At 71.5% G+C, this 23,188-nt stretch carries 26 protein-coding genes; 9 read left to right on the forward strand and 17 right to left on the reverse strand.

Translation table 11 applies throughout. The features are described 5' to 3' along the window. Nucleotides 1–129: 129 nt before the first annotated feature. From ACGFYN_RS21410 to ACGFYN_RS21420, 3 genes are all read right to left on the reverse strand, one after another. Nucleotides 130–1,530, reverse strand: a complete 1,401-nt coding sequence (locus ACGFYN_RS21410) for an MFS transporter (protein WP_393867423.1) — start codon at nt 1,528–1,530, stop codon at nt 130–132. A gap of 300 nt (nt 1,531–1,830) precedes the next feature. Next, a complete protein-coding gene (locus tag ACGFYN_RS21415; protein ID WP_393867424.1) occupies nt 1,831–2,574 on the reverse strand; it encodes a helix-turn-helix transcriptional regulator in 744 nt (247 codons plus the stop codon). Between the two features lie 10 nt (nt 2,575–2,584). After that, a complete protein-coding gene (locus ACGFYN_RS21420; protein WP_393867425.1) occupies nt 2,585–3,523 on the reverse strand; it encodes an alpha/beta hydrolase in 939 nt (312 codons plus the stop codon). 151 nt (nt 3,524–3,674) lie between these two features. On the opposite strand from ACGFYN_RS21420, the gene ACGFYN_RS21425 reads away from it, so the two are divergent. Beyond that, on the forward strand, nt 3,675–4,058 hold the full coding sequence (locus tag ACGFYN_RS21425; RefSeq protein WP_393867426.1) for a hypothetical protein: 384 nt from the start codon (nt 3,675–3,677) through the stop codon (nt 4,056–4,058). A 128-nt stretch (nt 4,059–4,186) separates the two neighbouring features. Here ACGFYN_RS21425 and ACGFYN_RS21430 read toward each other — a convergent pair whose 3' ends face one another. Then, nucleotides 4,187–4,624 carry a VOC family protein gene (locus tag ACGFYN_RS21430; protein WP_393867427.1) on the reverse strand — a complete coding sequence of 146 codons (438 nt, stop codon included), beginning with the start codon at nt 4,622–4,624 and terminating at the stop codon, nt 4,187–4,189. Nucleotides 4,625–4,770: 146 nt separating this feature from the next. Between ACGFYN_RS21430 and purU the strand changes: the two genes are divergently transcribed. Both purU and ACGFYN_RS21440 read left to right on the forward strand, forming a co-directional pair. Then, nucleotides 4,771–5,643: a formyltetrahydrofolate deformylase gene (gene purU, locus ACGFYN_RS21435; protein ID WP_393867428.1), complete on the forward strand. Its 873-nt coding sequence runs from the start codon at nt 4,771–4,773 to the stop codon at nt 5,641–5,643. Nucleotides 5,644–5,742: 99 nt separating this feature from the next. Further along, nucleotides 5,743–6,540 carry an IclR family transcriptional regulator gene (locus tag ACGFYN_RS21440; RefSeq protein WP_393867429.1) on the forward strand — a complete coding sequence of 266 codons (798 nt, stop codon included), beginning with the start codon at nt 5,743–5,745 and terminating at the stop codon, nt 6,538–6,540. A 37-nt stretch (nt 6,541–6,577) separates the two neighbouring features. Here ACGFYN_RS21440 and folP read toward each other — a convergent pair whose 3' ends face one another. The 3 genes from folP to ACGFYN_RS21455 form a co-directional block, all read right to left on the reverse strand. Next, complete coding sequence (folP, locus tag ACGFYN_RS21445) at nt 6,578–7,384, reverse strand: dihydropteroate synthase (protein WP_393867677.1); 807 nt, start codon at nt 7,382–7,384, stop codon at nt 6,578–6,580. A gap of 124 nt (nt 7,385–7,508) precedes the next feature. Further along, entirely contained in the window at nt 7,509–7,886 is a 378-nt protein-coding gene (locus ACGFYN_RS21450; protein ID WP_393867430.1) for a bifunctional 3-phenylpropionate/cinnamic acid dioxygenase ferredoxin subunit, read from the reverse strand. A 145-nt stretch (nt 7,887–8,031) separates the two neighbouring features. Beyond that, a complete protein-coding gene (locus ACGFYN_RS21455) occupies nt 8,032–10,515 on the reverse strand; it encodes a SpoIIE family protein phosphatase (RefSeq protein ID WP_393867431.1) in 2,484 nt (827 codons plus the stop codon). Between the two features lie 201 nt (nt 10,516–10,716). Between ACGFYN_RS21455 and ACGFYN_RS21460 the strand changes: the two genes are divergently transcribed. Beyond that, nucleotides 10,717–12,783, forward strand: coding sequence for a SpoIIE family protein phosphatase (locus tag ACGFYN_RS21460; protein WP_393867432.1), 2,067 nt, complete (start codon nt 10,717–10,719; stop codon nt 12,781–12,783). A 55-nt stretch (nt 12,784–12,838) separates the two neighbouring features. Then, the gene (locus ACGFYN_RS21465) at nt 12,839–13,093 is read left to right on the forward strand and encodes an EF-hand domain-containing protein (protein WP_393867433.1); all 255 of its coding nucleotides are present in this window, start codon (nt 12,839–12,841) and stop codon (nt 13,091–13,093) included. An 18-nt stretch (nt 13,094–13,111) separates the two neighbouring features. On the opposite strand, the gene ACGFYN_RS21470 is transcribed toward ACGFYN_RS21465, so the two are convergent. The 3 genes from ACGFYN_RS21470 to ACGFYN_RS21480 all read right to left on the reverse strand — a co-directional run bounded on the left by ACGFYN_RS21470 (nt 13,112) and on the right by ACGFYN_RS21480 (nt 15,129). Further along, a complete protein-coding gene (locus ACGFYN_RS21470) occupies nt 13,112–13,903 on the reverse strand; it encodes a VOC family protein (protein WP_393867434.1) in 792 nt (263 codons plus the stop codon). Between the two features lie 21 nt (nt 13,904–13,924). Further along, nucleotides 13,925–14,566, reverse strand: a complete 642-nt coding sequence (locus ACGFYN_RS21475) for a DUF6629 family protein (protein ID WP_393867435.1) — start codon at nt 14,564–14,566, stop codon at nt 13,925–13,927. A 185-nt stretch (nt 14,567–14,751) separates the two neighbouring features. Further along, nucleotides 14,752–15,129 carry an STAS domain-containing protein gene (locus ACGFYN_RS21480; RefSeq protein WP_393867436.1) on the reverse strand — a complete coding sequence of 126 codons (378 nt, stop codon included), beginning with the start codon at nt 15,127–15,129 and terminating at the stop codon, nt 14,752–14,754. Nucleotides 15,130–15,273: 144 nt separating this feature from the next. Between ACGFYN_RS21480 and ACGFYN_RS21485 the strand changes: the two genes are divergently transcribed. Then, complete coding sequence (locus ACGFYN_RS21485; RefSeq protein ID WP_393867437.1) at nt 15,274–15,765, forward strand: ATP-binding protein; 492 nt, start codon at nt 15,274–15,276, stop codon at nt 15,763–15,765. A gap of 13 nt (nt 15,766–15,778) precedes the next feature. Here the strand turns inward: ACGFYN_RS21485 and ACGFYN_RS21490 are convergent, their stop codons facing one another. Next, entirely contained in the window at nt 15,779–16,012 is a 234-nt protein-coding gene (locus tag ACGFYN_RS21490; RefSeq protein ID WP_393867438.1) for an ANTAR domain-containing protein, read from the reverse strand. Between the two features lie 22 nt (nt 16,013–16,034). Then, a complete protein-coding gene (locus ACGFYN_RS21495; RefSeq protein WP_393867439.1) occupies nt 16,035–16,490 on the reverse strand; it encodes an STAS domain-containing protein in 456 nt (151 codons plus the stop codon). Nucleotides 16,491–16,618: 128 nt separating this feature from the next. Here ACGFYN_RS21495 and ACGFYN_RS21500 point away from each other — a divergent pair, with 128 nt between their 5' ends. The 3 genes from ACGFYN_RS21500 to ACGFYN_RS21510 all read left to right on the forward strand — a co-directional run bounded on the left by ACGFYN_RS21500 (nt 16,619) and on the right by ACGFYN_RS21510 (nt 19,176). Continuing rightward, entirely contained in the window at nt 16,619–16,954 is a 336-nt protein-coding gene (locus ACGFYN_RS21500) for a helix-turn-helix transcriptional regulator (RefSeq protein ID WP_393867440.1), read from the forward strand. A gap of 65 nt (nt 16,955–17,019) precedes the next feature. Further along, the gene (locus tag ACGFYN_RS21505; RefSeq protein ID WP_393867441.1) at nt 17,020–17,238 is read left to right on the forward strand and encodes a hypothetical protein; all 219 of its coding nucleotides are present in this window, start codon (nt 17,020–17,022) and stop codon (nt 17,236–17,238) included. 567 nt (nt 17,239–17,805) lie between these two features. Next, a complete protein-coding gene (locus ACGFYN_RS21510; RefSeq protein ID WP_393867442.1) occupies nt 17,806–19,176 on the forward strand; it encodes an alpha-lytic protease prodomain-containing protein in 1,371 nt (456 codons plus the stop codon). A gap of 53 nt (nt 19,177–19,229) precedes the next feature. Here ACGFYN_RS21510 and ACGFYN_RS21515 read toward each other — a convergent pair whose 3' ends face one another. The 5 genes from ACGFYN_RS21515 to ACGFYN_RS21535 are packed head-to-tail and all read right to left on the reverse strand — an operon-like array spanning nt 19,230 to nt 23,106. Beyond that, nucleotides 19,230–20,312 carry a serine hydrolase domain-containing protein gene (locus ACGFYN_RS21515; RefSeq protein WP_393867443.1) on the reverse strand — a complete coding sequence of 361 codons (1,083 nt, stop codon included), beginning with the start codon at nt 20,310–20,312 and terminating at the stop codon, nt 19,230–19,232. Beyond that, nucleotides 20,309–21,229, reverse strand: coding sequence for a DUF6895 family protein (locus ACGFYN_RS21520; RefSeq protein WP_393867444.1), 921 nt, complete (start codon nt 21,227–21,229; stop codon nt 20,309–20,311). Before ACGFYN_RS21520 ends, ACGFYN_RS21515 begins: the two co-directional genes overlap by 4 nt. Then, a complete protein-coding gene (locus ACGFYN_RS21525) occupies nt 21,226–22,212 on the reverse strand; it encodes a DUF6895 family protein (RefSeq protein ID WP_393867445.1) in 987 nt (328 codons plus the stop codon). The genes ACGFYN_RS21520 and ACGFYN_RS21525 overlap by 4 nt, the downstream gene beginning before the upstream one ends. Continuing rightward, nucleotides 22,209–22,895: a hypothetical protein gene (locus ACGFYN_RS21530; protein WP_393867446.1), complete on the reverse strand. Its 687-nt coding sequence runs from the start codon at nt 22,893–22,895 to the stop codon at nt 22,209–22,211. Before ACGFYN_RS21530 ends, ACGFYN_RS21525 begins: the two co-directional genes overlap by 4 nt. A gap of 22 nt (nt 22,896–22,917) precedes the next feature. Then, nucleotides 22,918–23,106: a hypothetical protein gene (locus ACGFYN_RS21535; protein ID WP_393867447.1), complete on the reverse strand. Its 189-nt coding sequence runs from the start codon at nt 23,104–23,106 to the stop codon at nt 22,918–22,920. Between the last annotated feature and the right edge of the window lie 82 nt (nt 23,107–23,188).

Raw genomic sequence — 23,188 nt, forward strand, 5'->3', positions numbered from 1 at the left:
GGCCTCGCGGGGTCTGAGGGCGCCCCCCCGCCCCCCACTGTCAGCCGGGCGATACTCCCCGCGGGGCCCCGCGGTTGGGCCCGCGGCTGGCATGCCCCCCGGTTCGGCGCCGTCACCTCGCCAGGAGCGTCACAGACCGCTCTTACGCAGGACGCCGCGGCGCTCCCCGTCGGCCGTCACGGGCCGCCGGGAGCCGGGCAGCGCGCTGGTCTCCGCCAGGGTGCGGCCGCGCGTCTCCTCGGCCCACAGCACCGACACCAGCCAGCCCACGAGGGTGATGCCGGCGCCGATCAGCATGGTCGGGCCGATGCCCAGGCGGGCCAGGGAGATCGGCAGCAGATAGGTGCCCGCGGCGGCGCCGATACGGCTGATGGACGTCGCCACGCCGCCGGCGGTGGCCCGGATGCCGGTAGGGAACAGCTCGTTGGGATACGTCCACTCCAGCACCGTGGGGCCGCCCGAGAAGAGGGCGTAGGCGCAGAAGCAGGTGACGACCACGGCGATGGGCAGCGCGGAGCCGCCGCCGAGCACCGCGAGCGGGACCGCCATCAGGGCGAACGACCACACGATGACCGGGCGGCGTCCCACCCGGTCCACCAGGCGCAGCGCGGGGATGCAGCCCACGACGAACACGACGCTGATCAGGGCCGAACCCAGGTAGCTGTCGTTGCCCTCGCCCAGGCCGAAGGAGCCCAGGATGGCGGGGCCGAAGGTGTAGAGGGCGAACATCGGCGTGATCTGGCACATGTAGAACAGCCCGCAGAACAACGTCCTGCGCAAGTAGACCCCTTGGAACAGATCGCGGAACCGGCTCTGCTCCACCGACTGCTCCTCGGCAGCGGCCGCCAGCAGGTCCTCGGTCGGCACGGTCCGGTCGAGGGCTTTGCGGATCGCCTTCTGGGCGTCGGCGGTACGGCCCTTGTTGACCAGCCACAGCGGTGACTCGGGCGTGCCGATGCGCATCAGAAGGATCAGGGCGCTCAGCACACCGCCCGAGGCGAGCATCCAGCGCCAGGTGCCGGGGCCGCCGATCTCGGCCATCGCGTAGCCGACGACGTAGGCGGCCGCCGCGCCGACGTACCAGGCCAGGATGAGGACGCCCAGCAGTCGGCCTCGGTGCCTGTTCGGCACCCATTCGGCCAGCAGGGACGTCGCGATCGGGTAGTCGGCACCGATGGCCATGCCGAGGACGAAGCGCAGCACGACGAACTGCCAGGTCTCGGTGGCGAAGATCGACAGGACGGAGCCGCCGACCAGGACCGCCAGGTCGATGGTGTACATCGCCTCGCGGCCGAGCTTGTCGGTGACGGCACCGAAGAAGAGGCCGCCCACGAAGATGCCGACCAGCGCGGCGGCACCGATCAGGCTCTCGTCGCCGGTGGTGAGGTTCAGCTCCCCGCTCATCCCGACGAGCGCGACACCGATGATGCTGAGCAGATAGCCGTCCAGGAAGGGGCCGCCGGCGCAGGCCCAGGTGAGTTTTCGATGGAACTTGTTCAGTGGCGCCTCGTCGACGGCACGGATGGACATTTCAACTCCGGGGGGATCGGGGACTGACATGTCGTTGCGTGGGATTGCGCGGTTGCGTCCAGAAGAACGCGTTGCTGTGCACGCAACGGAACCCCGATAGCTCGACGGCGTCAAGACGGTGCGCCGAACCTCTTGCGACTTCTCACCGTGGCCGCGATCCACCCTTGACGGGGCGCCGGCACCCCTTTCATCATGTTGCACATTCCGCCGAGCGTTCCTCAGTGCGGAACACCGCTGCCGACCCGCAGCCGGCGCGTCTCCACCTTCGTCATCTACCGCCGGTGCCGTGACCGGAATGGTTCACCGGAGGGGTGCGATCGGTTTCTCAAGACGGGGTGTGAACGGAGCCAGCGTGGTGGGCTGCACCGCGTCGGCTGCGGCCGAGCCGCGCAGTAGCTCGGTCAGGTTGCGGGGGTGTGCCTGCTCCGTGGTCGGAGTCGCTGCTGTGATGCGGTCCAGCCGGAAGCCCCGGCCGGCCAGTCGCGTGCGGCACCAGGCGATGAGGTACCACCGGCCGTCGGCGGTGAGCAGTCCGGCCGGTTCCACGATGCGGTCGCTTTCGCGTCCTGCCGCGTCGGTGTAGGACAGCCGCAGGACCGTGTTGGTGGTGAGGGCCTGTTCCACCGCGGTGCGGACTGCGGCGTCGGAGGGTGCGGGCAGCGCAACGATCCGGGTGGCCAGTTCCTGTGCCGCCGCTGAGGCGGGACCGGTCATCGAGGCCACGATCTTCTGGGCCGCCGTGCGGGCCGCCCCGGCGTACGGGGCGAAGACATCGGTCGCGGCGAGGGCGACGGCCAGGGCCGAGGCTTCCTCAGCGGTGAAGTGGATCGGGGGCAGCGTCATGGCCGGGTCGATCGACCAGCCCCCGCCGCGTCCCGGTGTCGTGCGCACCGGGACGCCGGTCCCCATCAACGCCTGGAGGTCGCGCTGCACCGTGCGCGTGCTCACCTCGAAGCGCACGGCGAGCGCCGCGACCGTCAGCGGCTGCGGCGCGGCTGCGCGCAACTCTTCCACCAGCGCATACAGCCGGGCGGTGCGGTTCATGCGGGCGACGCTACAGGCCCGCGGTGGACAGGAAGTCCCGTCCGCGTCGCAACTCCCGTTCGGTGATGGTCAGCGGGAAGAGGGTGAAGCCGTGCATGGCGCCGGCGACGACGCCCAACCGCACGGGCGCGCCCGCCGCCTGCCACCGTTGGGCCAGGAACAGCGAGTCGTCCCGCAGCGGATCTTCGCTGCCGACGACGATCCGGGCGGGCGGCATGCCGACAAGGTTGGCGAACAGCGGTGAGACCTCCGGATCACGGCGCTGTTCCGCGTCCATGCCTGGGGTGACCAGCTCATAGGTCCGCCGCAGTGTGTCGGTATTGCTCAGCAGCCGCTTGGAGCCGAACGATCGCCGGCTTGGTGTCATCGACAGGTCGTAGGGGCCGAAGAGCAGGTGGGCGGCCCGGAACGCGCTGGTGATGCCGTGTCGATCGCGAAGGCGCAGCAGCGTCACAACACTGAGGTGGGCACCGGCCGATTCGCCGCCGATCAGCAGCCGCTCGGTGCCGAACTCGGTCGCGGCGTGCCTCACCAGCCACCGTGCGGCGGCTTCGCAGTCGTCGGGTCCGGCGGGGAAGGGGTGTTCCGGTGCGAGGCGGTAGTCCACGCTGACCACGGCGAGCCGGGTCTGCTCGGCGAGTCGCCACAGTCTTTCGTCCTGCCCGTCCGCGGAGCCGAACGTCCAGCCGCCTCCGTGGAAGTGCAGGTACACGCCGTCAACCTGCTCCGGCACGAAGACTCGTACCTTCACCCCGCCCTCAACGACGCGGTCTTGGCCCTGCGTCAGTCGCACCGGTGGCGTGTCGCCGCCGAGCCGGTTACGCCGCAGGGCGGCCAGCATGGTTGCGTTGGGCGTCTCGTCGCGCGCCGGGCGGCTCGCGGCCGTGGCCTCGAACTGCTCGTTGAACGCCAGGGTCTCGGCCAGGCAGTCCTCATCGGTGATCGTCATGCGTCGACCATCACAACCGTCCGCGACAACACCCTGTCACCGTTTACCGGTGAACCGCGTCACATTCCTGTTGCAGCAGCTCTCTGTCCGCCCAAGTGTCCCGGTGTCAGAATCCCGCTGTGATCCGTGCAGAGGAGCTGACCCTGCGCTGGTGGACCGGGCGTGCGCACTGGGTGATGCGGGCGTTTGCGCGGTGGTCCTGGTCGCCGTGTATCTCACCTGCGAGATAGCGGGATTCCGGCGGGGGCTCGTGGCCGATCGGGAAGGGCTGCGATTCCGGACCATCCTGCGGTGGCGGCGTCTGGCCTGGATCGAGGTCGCCCGAATCGAGCGGATGCAGGTGGAGTGGGCGGACAGCGCGCGGAGGGGTGACCGGCTGAGGGCGGTCGCCGTACTGCACGACGGCTCCCGGGTGGCCCTGCCGCTGCCGTACGGAACCACGCAGCGCCGGCACCCGTACGAGGAGGAGATGCTCGAACTCCAAGCCGCCTGTGAACGGTTCGCGGGCCGGCACGATGAATCACGGCGTATCTGAGGGCGGAGCCGACGGCCCACGACGGCACGACCGACCGTCCGCGTTCGCCGGGGCGCGGTCGGCTCACGTGGCCGTCCGCCCCGTCAGCGCTTCCACCTCACGACGACAGCCCGCGGCGTGAACTCCCCTCAGAGCAAACAGAATTCGTTGCCCTCCGGATCCGCCATCACCATGTGATCCGGCCTGCCGTCCAGGGCCTCCTCGCTGATCACCAAGGCGCCCGCCTCGGTGAGTCTCTCCATCGCCTCCAGCACGCGCGGCCACCGCTCTTCCCACGGTGTCTCCCGGCCGCCGCCGACCTGTACGTCCAGATGCAGCCGGTTCTTCGCCACCTTCGGCTCCGGGACCCGTAGGAACGAGATGTTGGGGCCTACTCCGTCCGGATCGCTGAGGTACGCGCCTTCGTCCCACTCCTCCTCCGGGACGCCGTGGTGGGTCAGCCACTCCTCCCAACTGCCGTATCCGGCGGGGGCGGGCCGTTCCGCGTAGCCGAGCGCCAGCGCCCAGAACGCGGCGAGTTCCGCCGGCCGTGCGCAGTCGATCGTCACGGTCCACCTGGTCGCCATGCGGCCCTCCTCGGTCGGATACGGCGACGCTACCGGCAGTTCTGCCCGAACCCCTTGACCAGCCGCCCACTACCCCCGACCATGTTGCGTATAGCTCATCAAGTTGCGTAATACGCACCCTCGATCAAGTCCCGACGGAGGATGCCATGTCTCCTCGACCGCAGCCCGGCAGCGAGTTCGTCCTGACCCTCTCGTGTCCCGACCAGGCCGGCCTGGTCCACGCCGTGACCACCTATCTCATGAGTCACTCCGGCAACATCCTGGAGAGCCAGCAGTTCGACGACCGGCTTCAGGACCGCTTCTTCATGCGGGTGCATTTCGACGTCTCCGATCCGGCGCTCTCGCTGGAGGAGCTGCGCACCGGCTTCGGCCCGGTGGCCGAGGCGTACCGGATCAGCTGGCAGCTGTACGACGCCTCGACGCCGACGCGCACCCTGATCATGGTGTCGAAGTTCGGCCACTGCCTGAACGACCTGCTGTTCCGCAGGTCCACGGGCGCGCTGAACATCGAGATCCCGGCGATCGTCTCCAACCACCGGGAGTTCGAGTCACTGGCCGAGAGCTACGGCATCCCCTTCCACCACGTCCCGGTCACCCCGGACACCAAGGCGGAGGCGGAGGCGCGGCTGCTGGAGCTGGTCGACGAGCTCGACGTCGACCTCGTGGTGCTCGCCCGCTACATGCAGATCCTCTCCGACGACCTGTGCAAGCAGCTCGACGGGCGGGCCATCAACATTCACCACTCGTTCCTGCCGAGCTTCAAGGGGGCCCGCCCCTACGTCCAGGCACATCAGCGCGGGGTCAAACTCGTGGGCGCCACGGCGCACTACGTCACCTCCGACCTCGACGAGGGCCCGATCATCGAGCAGGAGGTGGTCCGCGTGGACCACTCCCGCACCCCGGACGAACTGGTGGCCATGGGCCGCGACGTCGAGGCGCAGGTGCTCGCGCGCGCGATCGCTTGGCACACGCAGAGCCGCGTTCTGGTCAACGGACGTTGCACGGTGGTCTTCCGCTGAGGCGCCGCTGATGCGAGGCTGACGCGAGGTCGCGACGGCTCTCCCCCGAGCCTCCCCAGGGCTTCCCGGACCGCCGACCGGGATGCGTATAGTTGCGCTATGAGCAACCACACGGCAGATGGCGAAACAACGGGGCCTGCGGTGAGCGGTGTGCAGTCCGTCGACCGTGCCGTCAGCGTCCTGGAGATTCTCGCCCAGCGCGGCGAGGCGGGTGTGAGCGAGGTGGCCGCCGAGATCGACGTCCACAAGTCGACGGCGTTCCGTCTGCTCGGGGCGCTGGAGTCCCGCGGCCTGGTGGAACAGGCGACGGAGCGCGGCAAGTACCGGCTCGGCTTCGGCATCGTGCGCCTGGCCGGCGCGGTCACGGGCCGGCTCGACATCACCCAGCAGGGCCGGCCCGTGTGCGAGCGGCTCGCCGAGGAGTTCGGCGAGACCGTCAACATCGCGGTCCTGCAGGAGCATTTCGCGGTCAACCTCTACCAGGTACGCGGTCCAGGCGCGGTCGGCACGCACAACTGGGTCGGCCAGCTGACCCCGCCGCACGCCACGTCCAGCGGCAAGATCCTGCTCGCCCATCTCTCGGAGGAGGCGCGCGCCGCGGTGCTCGGTGGCTCCGGGCTGCAGAAGCTGACGCCCCACACCCTCACGGCGCGGACGAAGCTCGACAAGGACCTCACCCGGTCACGCGAGCGCGGCTACTCGATCACGCTGGAGGAGCTCGAGATCGGCCTGCACGCCATGGCGGCCCCGATCCGCTCCCGCGACGGCGAGGTCATCGCAGCCCTGAGCGCCTCCGGCCCGGCGTACCGCTTCACGGAAGCACGGATGCACGAGCTGGCACCGGTGCTGGTCAAGGGCGCGGAGGAGATCAGTCACCGGATGGGGTATCTGGGCTGAACGCGCAGTGGCGAGTTGGGCACGCCCCGTCGCCCCCTCAGACCGCCGCCTCCGCCGCCCACCGCGCCGTCACCCGTACCGCGTCCAGCGTCGACGCGACGTCGTGCACGCGTAGGCACCAGGCGCCCTGCGCGGCGGCCAAAACGGAAACCGCGGTGGTCGCGGCGTCGCGCCGCGGCGCCGGGCGGGGCTGTCCCGTCGCAGGGTCGGCCAGCAGGCGGCCCAGGAAGGATTTGCGGGAGGCGCCCACCAGGACGGGGTGGCCCAGGGACGCGACCTCCGCGAGGCGGGCCAGCAACTCCCAGTTGTGGTCGGGCTGTTTGGCGAAGCCAAGGCCGGGGTCCATGATCAGGCTGCCCGGAGGGATGCCTGCCCGTAGCGCGGCCTCGATCCGCAGGCGCAGTTCGTCGAGCACGTCGGTGACGACGTCGGCGTAGACGGCGTTCGCCTGCATGGCGGTGGCGTGGGCGCGCCAGTGCATCAGGACGTACGGCGTCCCCGCGCGCGCCATCAGCGGCAGCATCGCGGGGTCGGCGAGGCCGCCGGAGACGTCGTTGATCAGCCGTGCGCCCGCGTCGAGGGCGCGCGCGGCGACCTCGGCCCGCATGGTGTCGACGCTGACGACGCCGCCCGCCGCGACCAGTTCCCGTACGACGGGCAGGACGCGGCGCAGTTCTTCGTCGACCGGTGGGCGGACCGCGCCGGGGCGGGTCGACTCCCCGCCCACGTCGACGATGTCCGCCCCGTCCTCGAACAGCGCGAGGCCGTGCGCGACGGCCGCGTCGGCGGCGAACGACCGCCCGCCGTCGGAGAACGAGTCGGGGGTGACGTTCACGACGCCCATGACGAGCGTGCGGCCGGGACGTGGCAGCCCGTAGGGGTGGAGTTCCGGTGTTCCCGGGGGCGTTGCCGTGGCGGCGCGGGCGGTGCCGATCACCGGGACCGGGCCTTGCGCACCGCCGCGTCCCTCACGCCACGCCTCCGGCCGGCACCGCCCCGAGGCGGGCCGCGACGCAGGCCGGCGGGAGGTTCGGCCGGGCGTCGGACAGCTCGACGTAGACCATGCCGTCCTCGACGAGGACCTGGTGGGTGCGCACGGGCAGGCGGGCCGGCGGGGCGTCAACGTTGCCGGTGCGCAGGTCGAACTTCGAGGCGTGCAGCGGGCATTCGACCTCGCACCCCTCCAGCCACCCGTCCGCGAGCGAGGCGTCCTGGTGGGTGCACGTGTCGTCGATCGCGTAGAGCTCGCCGTCCTCGGTGTGGAAGACGGAGACGGGCGGTTCGGACTCGATCCGGAACGCCTCGCCCTGCGGCAGGTCGGCAAGAGGGCACGCGGGAATCTTCATGACCACCTCGGTGCGGATGCGTAATACGAAACGATGTGCGCTTAGCGCAACGCCAGTTTGGAGGCGCACTCCGCCCCTGTCAAGAAGTCGGCGAGGCGGCTCAGCAGCACCCCGGGCCGCCGGTCACGAAGCAGCAGCACAGGGGCTAGTGAGCCACATCCGGAATTTCCTGCTCCGCCCAGATGATCTTCCCGTCGGGCGTGTGGCGGGCGCCCCAGCGGTCGGTCAGCTGGGCCACCAGGAAGAGTCCTCGACCGCCCTCGTCCATGCTGCGGGCATGCCGCAGCCGCGGGGCCGTGCCGCTGGCGTCGGCGACCTCGCAGGTCAGCCGGGCGTCACGGAGCAGCCGTAGCCGGATGGGCGGCTCGGCGTAACGGATCGCGTTGGTGACGAGCTCGCTGACGACGAGTTCCGTCGTCATGGCGAGGTCGCCCAGACCCCACGCCTCCACCTGGCGGGTCGCCTGCGCGCGGACGTCGGCCACGGCGGACGGGTCGACGGGCACGTCCCAGGAGGCGACGTGGTCCTCACCCAGGATGTGCGTGCGGGCCAGCAGAAGGGCGATGTCGTCGGGCTGCGGTACGGGCACGAGCTGCTGCACCACGGACGTGCAGAGGTCGGAGAGGTCGGCGCCGGGGCGGGCCAGCAGGTCGGCGAGCCGTGACATGCCGCGCTCCATGTCGCCGTCGGTTCCCTCGATCAGGCCGTCGGTGTAGAGACCGAGCACGCTGTTCTCGCCGAGCTCGATCTCGGTGGCCTCGAAGGCCATTCCCCCCAACCCCAACGGGGGCCCGGCCGGGGGTTCTGGGAAAGACACCTGCCCCTCAGAGGCGACCACGACGGGAGGCGGGTGTCCGGCCCGGGCCATCGTGCACCGGCCGGTGACGGGGTCGTAGACGGCGTAGAGGCAGGTCGCCCCCAGGAAGGCGGTCGTGCTGCGCTGGGCCGCCTCGTCGTCGGACTTCTCGGCGCTGAGCCGGAGCACCAGGTCGTCGAGGTGGGCGAGGAGTTCGTCGGGCGGCAGCTCCATGTCGGCGAGGGTCTGCACGGCGGTGCGCAGCCGGCCCATCGCCGCGGCGGCGGTGATTCCGTGCCCCACCACGTCGCCGACGACCAGGCCCACGCGCGCGCCGGACAGCGGGATCACGTCGAACCAGTCGCCTCCCACGCCACCCGTCGGGTCGGCCGGCAGATAGGCGGAGGCCGCCTCCAGGGCGGTTCCGCCGGTCAGCACCTGCGGCAGCAGACTGCGCTGCAGGGTGACGGCCGCCGTGTGTTCCCGGGTGTAGCGGCGGGCGTTGTCGACGCACAGCGCCGCGCGCGCCACCAGCTCCCGGGCCAGCAGGACGTCGTCGGGCTGGAAGGAGACGGAGTTGAGGGAGCGCAGGAAGGTGGTGATGCCGAGGGCGGTGTTGCGCGCCCGCATCGGCACGGAGATGAGCGAGTGCATGCCGAACTTGTGGATACGGTCTGCTCGTTCGGGCTCTTCGGTGACCCACTCGGGGGCGGACGGGTCGAGGACGGGGATGAGGATCGGCTCGCCGTCGATGAGCAGGTTCAGGTCGTGCGAGGGCGGCAGGAAGCCCGCGCTGTCCCCGATCCGCACCACGGCCTCCGGGCAGCCCTCGCGCACCGAGCTCATGCCCGCGCGGCGCAGCATCGGCCGGACGGAGGCCGGCCCGGCGTCCGTCAGCCACGCTCCGTGCCCTTCGGTGCTCAGGACGGGCTCCAGCAGGTCCACGACGACGAAGTCCGCGAAGCGGGGCACCGCGAAGTCGGCGAGTTCCTGCGCCGTGTCCATCACGTCCAGGGTGGTGCCGATGCTGGCCCCGGCCTCGTTGACCAGCGTCAGCAGCCGGCGCGCGCTCCACCGCTCGGTGACGTCCTGGACCAGGTAGCAGACCCCGGTGGTGACGCCCGCGGCGTCCACCAGGGGGAAGAAGGACGTGGAGTAGGCGTGCTGACGGTGGGGATCGGCCCAGCTCCAGCCCAGGTACTCGTAGTCGGTGACCGGGACGCCGGTCTCCAGGACCTTGCGCATCAGGCCCTCGATGGTGGCCGCCTGAAGGCCGGGCAGCAGCTCGCTCAGCCGGCGCCCCAGCCGCTGCTCACGGGGCACACCGCCGAACCGCTCCAGGGTGTCGTTGAGCCACATGTAGCGCAGCTCCAGGTCCATCACGGCCATGCCGACCGGGGAGCGGGTCAGGAACCCGTCGAGCACGGACTGGCCCATCGCCCACTGCGGCTTCTCCTCCCGCGCCGAGATCAGGAAGCACTCGTCCGCGCCGATGCGAAAGGCCGCGGAGACCCGCAGGTCGACGTCGACGACGCCGCCGTCGCCGTGCCGCAGGGGGATCAGGCCGTTCCAGCCCATGCCCGCGCGGCACCGCTCGACCACGGCGGCCACGCGCGCGGGGTCCCGGTCCATCGCCATCAGGTGCTCGACGGAGCCGCCGACCACCTGGGCGGCCGGCCGGCCGAGCAGGATCTCGGCGCCCCGGGTCCAGCCGATCACGGCACCCTGGGCGGACACGATCGCCGCCGCGTCGCTGGACGCGTCGAGGAGATCGCGCGGTGTCGCGGGCGGGGGCCCGCCGGATGCTTCTCGCGCAGGATCCATGGGTGCCATCCGGTTCGTTCCTTACAGCACCATGTTCCTGCTACTCCGCCCGATGTGCACGGCTCCGGCGCAAAGCCCGCCGGAGCGCCCTCCGCTTCCGCCCCGCCCGGACCGGGGGCAGCATGGAAGGGCCACTGGTCAGAACCCGGGTGGCCGGCGACGCCGCACGGTCTCGCCGGATGCCGCGGAAGCGGCGGAGGTGGGTGCGGGATGACGGCCGATTTCTTCCGGTCCGGCGGTGACGGTCAAGGCTCCGGGGAGCCCCGGCGCACCGGCCTGCTGGACGTCCTGAGCGTGTCCGCGGTGGTCGTCGACGCCGGTGGACGCGTCGTGTTCTGGACCCCGCAGGCCGAGGAACTGTTCGGGTACACCGCCGAGGAGGCGCTGGGCACCTACGCGGCCCGGCTGTTCATCCACCCCGAACATCTGCAGGCCGTGGTCGAGCTGTTCACGGAGGTGCTGCAGACCGGCCGGAGCTGGGCGGGCACCTTCCCCATCCGGCACAAGGACGGCAGCACCCGGCTGATGGAGTTCCGCAACATGCGCCTCCAGGACGACCTGGGGGACGTCTACGCCCTGGGGATCGCCGCCGACCACAACCTGCTCCAGCGCGTCGAGACCGATCTGGCCCTGTGCGAGCGGCTGATCAACCAGTCCCCCATCGGCCTGGCCCTGCTGGACCCCGATCTGCGCTACCTCCTGGTCAACCCGGCGCTGGCCCGCATCGACGGCGTCCCCGCCGAGGACCACGTGGGCCACAGCCTGCACGAGATCCTGACGCTGCCGGACGTCGACACCATCGAGTCCGCACTGCGCCAGGTGCTCACCACCGGCAGCCCGCTGCTCGACCAGTACCACGTGGGCCGCCCCACGGCCGACCCCGAGCACGAGCACGCCTGGTCGCTGTCCTTCTACCGGCTGGAGGACCCCGGCGGGCGGGTCCTGGGCGCGGCAGCCTCCGTCGTCGACGTCACCGAGCGGCACCGCGCGGCCGCCGAGGCCGACCGGGCCCGGCGCCGGCTCGCCCTCATCGCGGACGCCTCGGTGCGCGTCGGCACCACGCTGGAGGTGGAGGACACCGCACGTGAACTGGCCGAGATCGCGGTGCCGCAGCTCGCCGACGTGGTCGCCGTGGACGTCCTCGACTCGGCGCTGGCCTGCCGCCGCTCGCGCCGGCCGGACGACGGCCCGGAGCTCTTCCGCGCCCTCGCCCTCAAGGCGGCCCACCCGACCGTGGCGCTGCGCGCCGCCGACCCGCCCGGCGACCTCGCCGCCTACGACGGGGACCGCCTGGTCACGCTGTGCGTGCACTCCGGGCGGCCGGTCCTGGTGCGCCATGTCGGCGACCGGGATCTGCCGCGTATCGCCCGCGACGCCGAGGCCGGCGCGCTGCTGGCCCAGGCCGGCGTGCACTCCTACCTCGCCGTGCCGCTGATCGCCCACGGTGAGGTGCTCGGCGCCCTCGACCTCAAGCGGACCCGTAACCCGCTGCCGTTCGACGAGGACGACGTAGTCCTCGCCACCGAACTGGCCGGCCGTGCGGCGGTGGCCATCGACAACGCCCGCTGGTTCCAGAGCGTGCGCAACACCGCGCTCACCCTCCAGCGCAGTCTGCTGCCCGACCATCCGCCCCGGCACGCGGGCCTCGAACTCGCCTCCCGCTACCAGCCCGCCCAGGCCACCAGCGAGGTCGGCGGCGACTGGTACGACGTCATCCCGCTCAGCGACGACAAGACCGCGCTGGTCGTCGGCGACGTCATGGGCAACGGCATCGACGCCGCCGCCACCATGGGCCGGCTGCGCACCGCCACCTGCGCCTATGCCGACCTCGACCTCGCCCCCGGCGCCGTGCTCCAGCATCTGGACAAGATCACCTGCGATCTGGAGCACTACATCGTCACCTGCCTCTACGCGGTCTACGACCCGCGCACCGGGCGGTGCGACATCGCCAACGCCGGGCACATGCCGCCCGCCCTGGCCGGCCCGGACCGCCCCGCCGAACTGCTCGACCTGCCGCCCGGCGCCCCGCTCGGCGTCGGCGGCATCCCCTTCGAGACCACTACGGTCCGGCTCGGGCCCGGCGACCTGCTGGTCCTCTACACCGACGGCCTCGTCGAGACCCGCCAGCACTCCCTGGACGACCGGCTGAACGTTCTGCTCAGCTTCCTCGACGAGCCCCAGCGCCCGCTGGAGGAGACCTGCGACCTGCTCCTGTACGGCCTGCGCCACCCCGACGACCACGACGACGTCGCCCTCCTGGTCGCCCGGACCGTGTAGGGAACCCGGCCGGGGGAACTGGCGTCCTCGTGCAGGACAGAAACGAGGGGACACGATGAGCGAGAAGGCCCGCAAACTCTTCGAGGCGCTCGACCTCGACCACAACGGCATGCTGACCCGCGACGAGGTGATCATCGCCCTGCGCACGAAGGGCCCGACGCTCGCCGCGGCGGGAGACCTGCCGTTCTGGGGCCTGGGGGATGCCGACGACTCCTCCGCCCTGTTCGACGCGGCGGACCTGAACGGCGACGACGTCGTGACCCTGGAGGAGTTCGCGGCCGTGGTGGACCGCCGCTTCGGCTGGCACTGACGTACGGAAGGAGCGCGCTCAGCCCTGGGCCGGCGTGAGCACCACGAAGTCCGCGTTCGACGGGTCGAGGCAGACGGCCAGCCGGCCCACGCCCTCCATGTCGGCCGGCCCCATCTGCACGCTTCCGCCGTTCCCCGTCACCTGCGCGACGGCCGCGTCGCAGTCGTCGACCGCGAAGACCGGGTGCCAGTACGGCCGTCCGTTCGTCAGGGAGAGATCCTTCGGGGCCAGCTGCATCAGGCCGCCCTGCATCCGCTCCTCGGGGAGACCGGCCGGGGTGATCAGGGTGTACGCGCCTCCCCCGCCCGGCATCGGCATGTCGCCGAACTGCCAGCCGAGGACGGTGCCGTAGAACTCCCTCGCGGCCGGTGCGTCGGTCGTGTAGAGCTCGGTCCAGGACAGCGAGCCCGGCGCGTCCGCCAGCTCGAAACCGGTGATCTTCCCCGGCTGCCAGACCGCGAACTGGCCGCCCGCCGGGTCGCTGTACTGCGCCGTTCTGCCCTGGTCGCCGAAGGCCCTCGGCGCCATCCGCACCGTGCCGCCCGCGCGCTCCACGGCCTGCGTCGTGGCGTCCACGTCGGCGACGTCGTAGTAGATCATCCAGGCGGAGCGGGCGCCTTCCTCGGTGAGCTTGCCCAGTCCGGCGACGACCTTGCCGTCCTTGCGGAACATGCCGCCCTCCGCGCCCTCGCCCATGGACTCGAAGTCCCAGCCGAGCACGGCGCCGTAGAAGGCCGCGGCCGCCGGGACGTCAGGCGCGCCGAGGTCGAGCCAGCAAGGGGAACCGGGAACGAAGTCGGTGGTGATCACAGGGGTGCCCTTTCGCAGCGTTCAGACGGTTTCAGCGTGACACCGAGTCCCTGTACGCGCGCGTCGGACCACCCACCCGAACACCACCACCGAGCTCACCGCCGCGACGGCGCACCAGGTCGAGACGAACTCCAGCCGCCACAGCGCCCAGCACACCAGCGCACCCACGGCGGCCAGCAGGCCGAGCACCCGCAGCCAGTCGTCGCCGGACAGCAGAAACGCGCCCACGGTGGCCAGCAGATAGCCCGCGACCAGCACTTCGCCGTGCGGCAGCCCGATCACGTAGCCGACGGTGTGACCACGGATCTCCGCCCGGACGGTGTGGGTGGCGATGGTGTACGCCATCACCGCGGCGGTCAGCACGCCGGCCACCAGCGGAACGGCAGGTCGTCGTCGATCACGCCGTGGAACGGCACACATCACGGCCACCGGCACCCACACCGCCAGCAACGGGAACGCGATCACCGCCCAGGCGACGGTGGCCGGTCCGGTACCGCCGCCGAGCTGCCACACCCGGGCCTCGACGAGCTGATGCGCCCCGAGCAGCAACGGCAGCGCGGCGAGCGGGAGATCCCCGATCCGCCGCACCCGCGCCACACAGGCCACACCGACACCGGCGATCGCAGAACCCGCCACGAGATCAGCCGTCGCACTCCAGCACATGACACAACCATGTCACCGCGTTCTGGCGGTTCATGCGTGCCGCAGGGTGACAACACTCCACGTCACGGCGAAATCGCGGAGTCGGCGGTCCACTTCGGCCGTGATGCCGTGTGACGCATCACCAGGGTGTGGTCGACGCGACGGCTGTGGCCGGCTGATGTCCCCGTACGAGCGGTGATGGGCGGTCAGCCGGTGAGCGCGTGGTGGAGGGTGTCGTTGCAGTCGATGACGGTGTCGACGCCGACGATCTGCAGGGTGCGCGACACGACAGCGGTGGGCGCGGCGAGGCGGAGCCAGCCGCCGGCCTCGCTGAGGGTGTGGTGGGCGTTGATGAGGATGTTGATGCCGGTGGAGTCCATGAAGGTGACCTGGTGCAGGTCGAGCACGATGCGGGGGCGGGGGACGTCGGAGACCTCCAGGGCCCGGCGGAGCGGGTCGCCGGTGGCGTGGTCGATCTCTCCGGTCGGTGTCACCACCCGGATGCCGTCGCTGGCGGTGACCGCCACGGACAACTCGCCGGTCTGGCCGGCGGATTGGTTGCCTGTCATCTCTGGGTCAGCCATGCCGGTGATCCTGGCACATGCGGACCCTGGCATGCAGTGCTGCCCCGCCGGGTCGGAGCGGGGGCGAGGTGTGGCGGATGCAACAGAAGAGCAAGGCGTGATCCGCGAAAGTCCGGGTACGCGCCAGGCGATGTGGGGGAGTGAATGGCAGCTGTGGTGGAACCAGGCTCGGCGGGGGAAGACGGCATCGTGCCGGGCGACCGGGCCATGCAGTTCACCGTGGCGCTGGTGGGGGACGGCACCTGTATCGCCAGGGCCCGCCATCTGGCCGCGGACTTCCTCCACCATGCACAGACGACGCATGGCGTGGCCATCTCGCAGCGCGCCCTGGACCTGACCCAGCTGGTGGTCAGCGAACTGGTCACCAACGCCTGTAAATATGCGCCCGGCCCGCTGCTGATGGACCTTCGGATCGCGGACGGGACGGTGGAGATCGTGGTGTGGGACTCCGATCCGGCGCTGCCGCTGGCCCGGACCGCGGACGCCGGACGGGTGGGCCAGCACGGCTTGGAGATCGTGATGGCCATCGCCCAGGGCTTCGAAGCGCACAAGGAGCCGGTCGGCAAGCGGATCAGCGCCCGCATCGCCCTCACCGACGGCCCGGACGGCGACGCCGCCGGACACCGGCCCGGGTGACAGGGGCGTTGTTTCAGCTTGCCGGACCGGTGTGGCTGCGTACGGCGGTGGCCACATGTCCGGCGAGGGACTCGGGCAGCGGTGTACGGCCGTCGGCGGTCCGCAGCAGGGCGTCGGCGATCTCGCGCAGTTTCGAGTTGCTGTGCTGGGAGGCGGTCACCAGCAGGTGCCAGGCCTGCTCGGCGGTCGGGTGGAAGGAGGCCATGAGCATGCCTCTGGCCAGGTCGATCGGCGCACGGGTCTCCATCGCCCGGTGCAGCTGCGCATTTTCAACGGCGAGGCCGTCGTCGGACGGCCGGCTGTCCGTCGGCCGGCGTGCACCCTTGCGTGAGGTGGGGGAGGGTGCCGGTGAGGGTGAGCAGGCGGTGCACGGCCGGGCTGGTGGCGCGCACGACGAATGACTTGGCCATCTTCTGGGCGCGGTGGTGCATGTGGAGCAGGACGTTGAGGGCGGCGCAGTCGCAGAAGCCGACGCCGGAGAGGTCCAGTTCCACGCCGTCGGTGGCGCGGGTGAGCGCCTCGCCCAGCGCCTGCTGCAGGATCGGGTTGCCCTCCAGGTCGAGTTCGCCGCAGACCAGGACCACGCTCCGGTCGCCGGCGGCGTCGACACTGATGGTGAGCGGCGCCGGCAGGGCCGCCGACGCCGGTAGCGGCGGGCGCTGGAGTTCGGTGCCGCAGGCCGTGCAGGGCACGTCTTCCCGGGGGAAGGCCGCGTGAGGGGACATCGGTGCTCCCGGCGCAGATGGTGGGTCGGCCGCTTCCAGCATCACCTCACCACCCGTTCACGTCAAGAAAACCATGAAATGCAGTACGTCCTTTTGAATGCGTGAATCAGGGACCGTATCCTGGGGGGATGGAGCGAGCGCCGGAACCTCACGCAGGCTGGACCTTTTTGACCAATCACTCCCGGGTGTTGGCGGCCATCGCCGAGGACCACACCACCCGGGTCCGCGACATCGCCGCCCGCTGCCGGCTCACCGAACGGGCCGTACAGAAGATCATCGCGGACCTGGAGGAGGGCGGATACCTCACCCACAGCCGGGAAGGCCGCTCGAACGTCTACCGGATCGCCCCCGACCGGGTCCTGCGCCATCCCGCCGATGCCCCGGCCACCGTCGCCGAACTGCTCTCGGTCCTGATGAGCCACGAGGCCGGGCATACCGCCGCCACCGCAGACCAGGACGCCTGACCTGAACAGCGGCAGCCGGGTCGGCCGGCCCGAGCAAGTAACCACCGGCTGAGGCGGGGATGGTCATGGAGTGGAGTCGGTTCGCGCGGCAGCTGGTCCAGGGATGCGGCGCATCGGGAATCCTGGTGCCCCACGACAGCACGGGGCAGACCCTCGCCCCCACCGATCAACTGGTCATCGACAGCGACAAGTTGCAGAAGCGGCTGGGCCCCGGGCCGTGCCTCGATGCCGCCCGGACCCACCAGGGCGACCACCCTCTGCGCGAGCACCGCAGCCCGTCCTGAACCATCCGGGCGCGGCTCCCCCGGGCTCACAGTCCGAACCAGGGGAACCTGACCAGGTTGGCCCCCTAGGGAAAGCCGCCAACCCGGGCTCCACTCCGAGTCCCCACCACCGCGCCGGCCATGCACCCCCGACCGCGTCCGGGCCCCACGGTGGCGCATCACCCGGTTGGCCTGGCCTGGAGCCGGCACACCGGGGCATCCGCAGGTCAGGCCCCCGTGCGTCGTCCTCCAGGTGCGCTCCGGGGCCTGCTCAACCGGTGTGTGCCGCACTTCGTCCCCCGAGCGGACTGCGGCACACACCGGGCTCTGAGCGAGTCCGCCCAGACTGCGACGGATTGCCCACACCTCCTGCTGACGGCAGGCGAAGTCCGCGATCAGCACCTCACCGGCCATGTCGATGATCGGCCGACTCCTGCGGTGGCCAAGCCGGTCAGTACTGCACATGCCACCCCGTGCGTCCCCCAAAGCGCGAAAGAGCCTCGCCTTTGACATCGTTCCGGCCCTTTGCGGCAAGGCCGCCTACGGATTCGCCACCGTCTCACCCCTCTTCAGAAGGAGGTACACCGCATGGTCGGCAGACATGCAGTGGGCGCCCGCCGCGCCGCCCTGACCGCGCTCGGCGCACTAGTACTCACCGGAGTCCCGTCCGCCGCCGCGGCCCCGCCGCCCCCCGCACCGGGACCCGCGCACCTCGCCGCCCGCACCCTGGGCGCCATCCGGCCGCCGGCCCAGGTGCTGCGCGCGATGGAGCGCGACCTGGGGCTGACGCGGTCCCAGGCCAGGGCCCGGCTGGTCAACGAGGCCGAGGCCGGCACCCGTGCGGGCCGCCTCCGCAACTCTCTGGGCGGGCACTTCGCCGGTGCCTGGGTGAGCGGGGCGACCTCTGCCGAGCTCACCGTCGCCACCACCCACGCGGCGGACTCGGCCGCCATCCAGGCCCAGGGCGCCAAGGCCGCCGTCGTCACCACGCCGCTGAGCACCCTCCAGGCGCTCAAGGAGAGGCTGGACGCGACCGCCGGGCACCTGCGCTCCCGCGACACCCCGGTCTGGTACGTCGACGTGCCGGCGAACCGGGTCGTCGTACAGGCGACCAGGCAGGCGGCGGCCAAGGCCCTCATCAAGGCCGCCGGTCTCGAAGGGCGTGGCGTGGTGGTCCGGATCTCGGCGGACCGGCCGAAGCTGCGGACCGACCTCGTCGGCGGCGACGCCTACTACATCGACAACAGCGCCCGCTGCTCGATCGGATTCTCCGTCACCAAGGGCTCCCAGCAGGGCTTCGCCTCCGCGGGCCACTGCGGCAACCCCGGCGACAAGACGGCGGGCTACGACAAGACCGACCAGGGCACGTTCAAGGCGTCCACGTTCCCCGGCAAGGACATGTCCTGGGTGGGCGTCAACAGCAACTGGACCGCCACGCCCGACTACAAGGGGCAGGGCGGCAAGCGGGCGTCGGTCGCGGGCTCCGTCCAGGCGCTCGTCGGGGCGTCGGTCTGCCGCTCCGGCTCCACCTCCGGCTGGCACTGCGGCACGATCCAGCAGCTGGGCGCGACGGTCCAGTACGAAGAGGGCACGGTCAACGGCCTGACCAAGACCAGCGTGTGCTCCGAACCGGGTGACTCCGGCGGCCCGTTCATCTCCGGCGCCCAGGCCCAGGGCACCACCTCGGGCGGCTCGGGGGACTGCACGAGCGGCGGGACCACCTTCTTCCAGCCGGTCAACCCGATCCTGAGCGACTTCGGCCTCACGCTGAAGACCGCCCAGACCGGGGCACAGGCCCCGCAGGACAACGCCGCGGCGGACGCGTGGATCCCCGGGCACGTCTACGAGACCGGGCAGACCGTCACCCAGTCCGGCGTGCGTTACCAGTGCCTGCAGACCCACCAGGCGCAGGGTGTGTGGTCGCCGGACGCCACTCCGGCCCTGTGGCAGCGACTGTAGGAGTCGCACGGCGAATGGCGCGGAGGCCCACGGCCCCCGCGCCATTCCTGTCTCTATGCCTCTGCGAGGAGTCCGTACGCGGTGGCGACGAAGGGGTCGCCGGACCGGAAGCGGCGGGTGCAGAGCGCGGCCAGGGCCGTGCCGGTGTCGGGCCGGAAGCCCAGGAACGCCTGCTGGCCCAGGGTCGCCCCGCCGTGGAAGTACATCGGCCCTACGTCGGTGGGGTGCCGGAACCAGGCCATGGTGTGCACGTGGCGGTGTCCCAACCCCCTTCGCAGCAGCGGCGTCCGGACCGACCGCAGCGCACTGGACAGGGGGGTGCCGGACGGGTCGAGGTGCGCTTCGAGGAAGGTGAGCAGGTCGTGCGGGGTGGCACGCAGAGCCCCCGCCGCCTGGAAGCCGCCGGAGTCGAAGCCTGGCACACGGGTACGGCCGTCCTTGCCGTGTCCTACGGCGTCGGTGTCCGGGCCGCTCCCTCGCAGGGCGGTGCCGTCCAGGGCGAGCGGGCGCAGGATCTGATCGGTGAGCAGGTCCTCCCAGGGGGTGCCGGTGACGGCCGTGAGGGCGTGGCCGAGGACGGCGACACCGAAGTTGGAGTACCGCCACCGCGTGCCGGGACGGTGCCGCGGACGATGGCGCAGGAAGGCGTCGATCACGCGGGCGGCCGGGTAGCGGGCGTAGGGCGCGGTGTGCCAGGCGGGGAGGGCCCTCAGGTAGAAGTCGGCCGGCAGGGCGGGCAGTCCGGACGTGTGGGTGAGGAGATGGGCGAGCGTCACCGGGGCCCGCGTGGGCCGGTCCGGGGCCAGGCAGGCGGTGGCCGACTCGCCGCCGGTCAGCAGGCCGCCCCGGATGAGGTGCGCGAGCAGCAGGCCGGTGAACGTCTTGGAGGCGGAGCCCAGTTCGTAGCGCAGGTCCTCGCGGGGAGTCGGCGGAGGCAGGGCGGTGCCGCCGCAGTGGATCGTCCGGCGGCCGTGCCGGGAAAGGGCGAAGACGGTGTCGGGCGCGTCCACCGCCTCCACGGCCGCTTTCAGCCGCAGGTGCAGCTCCTCGGCGTCCCCGCCCGCCGCGCAGTCGCCCGCACGGAAGTCCTCCTCGTCGTGCGGGTCGCCGGGCCAGGGCGTGACCGTGGCGCTCATGAGGGGGCGTGCGCCAGTTCGGTCAGGGCGCGGGAGGTGGCCAGGACGGAGGCGAACGCGGCGACCAGCGTGGGGTGGTAGACGACGTCGAAGACTTCGTCGGGCGGGCCCTGGGGCATGCCGCGTACGGCGGGCATGGTGCCGTCGGGCTGCTGGGCGGCGGCGAAGGCCTGCCAGGCCCGTTCGTCGAGGGTGGGGCGGGGCAGGCAGGCGTCGACGACGAGGAGTTCGCCGAGCAGGTCCCAGCGTTCGAGGTCGAGCCAGTCGTCGATCCAGACCGGCAGCCAGGTGGCGAGGTAGGCGGCGATGTGCGGCGGCAGGCCCTCGGGGCGCTCTCCCCAGTCGGTGAGGTGGAACACCGCGTGCGTGATGTCGTAGGCGATGTGTCCGCCGACCGTCCAGGGCTCGGGTGTGCGGCCCAGCCAGGTCGCGCCGACGAGGTCGGCCTGCGGCGCGCGGGGCGTGAGGCCGTAGCGGCGCTGGAACGCGGCGAGCCCGAGGCGGCGGGTCGGGTGGAGTTCGAGGGCCGCGTAGCTGCTCAGCCGGTGGTGCAGAGCGGCGACGCGCTCCAACTCGGGCTCGCTGTACCCGAGTTCCTTGTAGGGCAGGTACACCTCGAAGGGGATGGGCGAGAGCGGCTCGATGCGCTGGCCGCGCACCAGCATGCGACCGCCGTCCAGGGTGTCCCGCCAGGTGTGGTCCACCAACCGGCGGGCGAGTTCGGCCTGTTCCGACCCGGCCACGCCCTCGCGGAACAACACCCGGCAGATCAGGGCGAGTTCACCGATGGGCTTGAACCGCTCCAGGAAGCCCACTTCCGGGTCGACGTCGGGTTCCAGGCGGAATCCGTCGCGTCGCGCCCAGAGCCATTCAAGGGCGCGGACGCCGACGGTGTGCAGCAGACGGGTGTCGGTCATCGGGGCACTCCTTGGCCGTCGTACCGGTTCCGCATGTCCTCGGCGCGGAACGCGGGGCCGTCCGGTTCGCGGGTGAGGTGGTCGACGCTCAGGGCCGCGGCGAAGGCCGCCATGAGGGTGGAGTGGTAGCAGTGGACGAAGCCCGGATCAGGGTCGGCCGTGGTGTCGGGGGCGTTCAACGGGATCGCTCCCGAGTCGAGTTGGGCCTGCGCGAGCCGGGTCCAGGCATCCTGCAGCATGGCCGTGCCGGGCGGGCGGGACAGGCTCGCCGCGACAATGAGGAGTTCGCTTGCGAGGTCCCACAGTCCGGCGTCCAGGCAGGTGTCGAGCCAGGGCGGCAGCCAGTCGGTGAGGTAGGCGGCCAGGTCTTCGGGGATGCCCTGGGCGGTGCGGCCCCAGTCGGTGAGGTGGAAGACGACGTGGGTGAGCGCGTAGCCGGCGGTGCGCTCGAAGGCCCATGGTTCCGGCAGCCCACCGAGCCAGGTGCGGCTCAGCGCCTGCGCGGAACGCTCCTGACGGTGGATGCCGCTGCGCCGCTCGGCGTTGAGCAGACCGAGCCGGCGGGTCGGTTCCTGTTCGCTGTGGCGCCAGCCGCGGGTGCGGGCCACGGTGGCGGCGGCCGCCTCGTACCCGGCGTGCCGGAACCCGGCACCGGCGAAGACCGAGTACACCTCCAGCGGGTACGTCGCGAAGGGCTCCAACTCCTGCAGGCGCAGGAACAGTTCACCCTTGCCCGTCTGCTGCCAGGCGAAAGTCAGCAGGTCGGACACGCAGGTGTGCAGGGGGTCCGACGGCGGGGTGCGGCGGCCAATGCTCACGCACGTCTGGGCCAGTTCCCCGAGCGGTTTCCAGGTGAGGTCCACCTGGCCGTCGGCGGTGAGCGCCTCGTCGTCGAGGGCGAAGTCGCCGCGATGCGCGGAGATCCAGGCCAGCGCGGCGACCTCCAGGTTCCGTATCCGCCCGACGTCCACGGCGGTCGTCATACGAGCGCCCCGGACCAGCGCATCGCCCGGGCCGCCTCCAGTTGGAGGGCGACGCGCGGGTCGCTGCCGCCCATCAACTCCACGAAGTCGAGGCCGCTTTCGAGGCCCAGCGTGTCCGGCACGCCGTCGAGCAGCGTCAGCCAGCGGCCGGCTCCGGCGGCCTGCAGCCAGTCCCGGCGGCGCACGGCCCGTACGAAGCCACGGGCCACGTCGACCGGGCGGTGCTGGGCGGCGCGGGTCACCGCGCAGTCCTCGCCGGGCAGCGCGAGCGGGGCCAGGACGGCGAGTTGGTGGGTCAGTGATTGCCAGGTGGCGGCACCGAGCCAGTCGGCGCCGGGTTCCGTACGCTGCTCACCCTGGTCGAAGCGGTGCAGCGTGCGTCTCATGGCCCAGTGGCTCCAGACGACGGCGGGCGCCGCGTCGGAGCGGGGCGGGAAGGCCTCAACTGTCCGCCGGAACGCGTCGAGCGTGTCCGGGAGGGGCGGCGTGCGGGTGAGGACGTGCGGCAGCAACAGGTCCGCGCCCAGCACGCGTACGGCCGCGGCGGCGAGGCCGGCCTCGGGGCCGTCCACCGCGCCGCCCGACAGCTGGACGTGGCCTCCGCCCCGGAGGACGGAGACCACGTCCGACGAGAGGTCCTGCACCGCACCCTGCAGGAGGGCGGACGTGCCTGACTGCTCCATTCAGCTGCTCCTGTCGGCTCGCTCAGCCCTTCTTTGGGCGGGGGGCCGGCGGGGAGAGCAGCAGTGACGTGGTGCCATGGGTCAGCGCGAGTGCTGCGCACTCGCGGCTGTCACGGTAGACACCGTCGGGCTCGGCGGGGTCCAGTGCAGCGTCGATGTCGACGCTCTTGATCCCCGTGAGTTCCTCGACCGTCCTGTCCGTGGAAGGCATACGACCATCTCCTCTGGGTGTACGAAGAGCCTTCGTAATCCAGGTCACCATAAGCACCCAAAGCATGCAAACTGCCATAAAA

Origin of the sequence: Streptomyces sp. NPDC048419, assembly GCF_043200415.1 — a bacterium.
Lineage (GTDB): Bacteria > Actinomycetota > Actinomycetes > Streptomycetales > Streptomycetaceae > Streptomyces.

What these genes read in the sequence shown, in the direction of transcription:
- ACGFYN_RS21460 (WP_393867432.1), top strand. Translation starts at nt 10,717, where the DNA reads ATGACGGCCGATTTCTTCCGGTCCGGCGGTGACGGTCAAGGCTCCGGG.
- ACGFYN_RS21475 (WP_393867435.1), bottom strand. Translation starts at nt 14,566, where the DNA reads ATGTGCTGGAGTGCGACGGCTGATCTCGTGGCGGGTTCTGCGATCGCC.
- ACGFYN_RS21485 (WP_393867437.1), top strand. Translation starts at nt 15,274, where the DNA reads ATGGCAGCTGTGGTGGAACCAGGCTCGGCGGGGGAAGACGGCATCGTG.
- ACGFYN_RS21450 (WP_393867430.1), bottom strand. Translation starts at nt 7,886, where the DNA reads ATGAAGATTCCCGCGTGCCCTCTTGCCGACCTGCCGCAGGGCGAGGCG.
- ACGFYN_RS21440 (WP_393867429.1), top strand. Translation starts at nt 5,743, where the DNA reads ATGAGCAACCACACGGCAGATGGCGAAACAACGGGGCCTGCGGTGAGC.
- ACGFYN_RS21480 (WP_393867436.1), bottom strand. Translation starts at nt 15,129, where the DNA reads ATGGCTGACCCAGAGATGACAGGCAACCAATCCGCCGGCCAGACCGGC.
- ACGFYN_RS21490 (WP_393867438.1), bottom strand. Translation starts at nt 16,012, where the DNA reads ATGGAGACCCGTGCGCCGATCGACCTGGCCAGAGGCATGCTCATGGCC.
- ACGFYN_RS21455 (WP_393867431.1), bottom strand. Translation starts at nt 10,515, where the DNA reads ATGGCACCCATGGATCCTGCGCGAGAAGCATCCGGCGGGCCCCCGCCC.
- ACGFYN_RS21495 (WP_393867439.1), bottom strand. Translation starts at nt 16,490, where the DNA reads ATGTCCCCTCACGCGGCCTTCCCCCGGGAAGACGTGCCCTGCACGGCC.
- ACGFYN_RS21465 (WP_393867433.1), top strand. Translation starts at nt 12,839, where the DNA reads ATGAGCGAGAAGGCCCGCAAACTCTTCGAGGCGCTCGACCTCGACCAC.
- ACGFYN_RS21505 (WP_393867441.1), top strand. Translation starts at nt 17,020, where the DNA reads ATGGAGTGGAGTCGGTTCGCGCGGCAGCTGGTCCAGGGATGCGGCGCA.
- ACGFYN_RS21530 (WP_393867446.1), bottom strand. Translation starts at nt 22,895, where the DNA reads ATGGAGCAGTCAGGCACGTCCGCCCTCCTGCAGGGTGCGGTGCAGGAC.
- ACGFYN_RS21525 (WP_393867445.1), bottom strand. Translation starts at nt 22,212, where the DNA reads ATGACGACCGCCGTGGACGTCGGGCGGATACGGAACCTGGAGGTCGCC.
- purU (WP_393867428.1), top strand. Translation starts at nt 4,771, where the DNA reads ATGTCTCCTCGACCGCAGCCCGGCAGCGAGTTCGTCCTGACCCTCTCG.
- ACGFYN_RS21410 (WP_393867423.1), bottom strand. Translation starts at nt 1,530, where the DNA reads ATGTCCATCCGTGCCGTCGACGAGGCGCCACTGAACAAGTTCCATCGA.
- ACGFYN_RS21520 (WP_393867444.1), bottom strand. Translation starts at nt 21,229, where the DNA reads ATGACCGACACCCGTCTGCTGCACACCGTCGGCGTCCGCGCCCTTGAA.
- ACGFYN_RS21510 (WP_393867442.1), top strand. Translation starts at nt 17,806, where the DNA reads ATGGTCGGCAGACATGCAGTGGGCGCCCGCCGCGCCGCCCTGACCGCG.
- ACGFYN_RS21415 (WP_393867424.1), bottom strand. Translation starts at nt 2,574, where the DNA reads ATGAACCGCACCGCCCGGCTGTATGCGCTGGTGGAAGAGTTGCGCGCA.
- ACGFYN_RS21535 (WP_393867447.1), bottom strand. Translation starts at nt 23,106, where the DNA reads ATGCCTTCCACGGACAGGACGGTCGAGGAACTCACGGGGATCAAGAGC.
- ACGFYN_RS21500 (WP_393867440.1), top strand. Translation starts at nt 16,619, where the DNA reads ATGGAGCGAGCGCCGGAACCTCACGCAGGCTGGACCTTTTTGACCAAT.
- ACGFYN_RS21420 (WP_393867425.1), bottom strand. Translation starts at nt 3,523, where the DNA reads ATGACGATCACCGATGAGGACTGCCTGGCCGAGACCCTGGCGTTCAAC.
- ACGFYN_RS21430 (WP_393867427.1), bottom strand. Translation starts at nt 4,624, where the DNA reads ATGGCGACCAGGTGGACCGTGACGATCGACTGCGCACGGCCGGCGGAA.
- ACGFYN_RS21515 (WP_393867443.1), bottom strand. Translation starts at nt 20,312, where the DNA reads ATGAGCGCCACGGTCACGCCCTGGCCCGGCGACCCGCACGACGAGGAG.
- folP (WP_393867677.1), bottom strand. Translation starts at nt 7,384, where the DNA reads ATGGGCGTCGTGAACGTCACCCCCGACTCGTTCTCCGACGGCGGGCGG.